The organism is Frankia sp. CoWAU3, from assembly GCF_977971855.1.
In genome coordinates, this window is sequence record NZ_CDWWXB010000254.1 from 3,904 (window position 1) to 4,720 (window position 817).

Annotated in this window: 1 protein-coding gene and 1 pseudogene; both read left to right on the forward strand. The window is 73.3% G+C overall.

Annotated features, from left to right (window positions below; translation table 11 throughout):
* The coding region (locus AC08ON_RS16615; RefSeq protein WP_476617302.1) for a hypothetical protein at positions 1-311 on the forward strand (311 nt) is incomplete at its 5' end.
* A pseudogene (locus tag AC08ON_RS16620) lies at positions 308-817 on the forward strand (Eco57I restriction-modification methylase domain-containing protein); the annotation flags it as partial. The gene AC08ON_RS16615 and the pseudogene AC08ON_RS16620, both read left to right, overlap by 4 nt.

Below are 817 nucleotides of genomic sequence, written 5' to 3' on the forward strand. Positions count from 1 at the left end.
AGCGCCGGGCCGCCGAGGAGAATCGGATCACCACTATCCTCGATCAGTTCGCCGCGACGCTGCGCGGTGCGATCGAGGATCCGGAGAACGACGAGGACGCCCTGTTCAGCCGGTTCGAGATCGCCAGGAGCCGCGAGGAGCTGGCCCAGTACCGCAAGGACCGGCAGGCGTGGCAGGACCGGCTCGACCGGCTGGACCAGGAACGGCGACGGGAGCTCGACGTGATCGCGCAGCGATACCGTGACCCGGGGCAGCACCAGTTCCCCGTCGCGGTTGTCCTGGTCGTGCCGGCAGCGGAGGAGGCGCGATGAGTACCGTGGGTGCCACCACGCGGGGCCGGGGCATCCCCGGAGGTCGCGGCAGCGGTGGCGGCAGCGGTGGCGGTCGGCGCCGGCCGCCCGCGCCGGACGGCTCCGCGCAGCACCGCGAATGGCTGAGCCTCATCGAGGTCAGCGGGCCGTTCCTCAGCCTGCCCGTGCTCCGGCGGGTCTGGCCGACGCTCGACCCGCTGGAGAAGAAGACCCGGGAACGCCTGCGCCGGGAGCACACCGCCTGGCTGGACGATCCCGCCGGCGGCCAGGCGGCCTGGGTGCGTTTCGTTCTCGGCGAGCTACTCGGCTGGGGGAACACGCTCGTCCTGCCCGATGGCGCGGGTGGCGCGGACGGCGCGGGTGGCGCGCTGCGCTCGTTCACCGTCGACGTCGGCGAGCACGACGCGCACCTCGTGCCGTCCTTCATCCTCGTCGATCCGGACACAGCGGACACAGTGGCCGGGGGGGGGGACACAGTGGCCACGGGGGACACAGCGGCCGGGGGG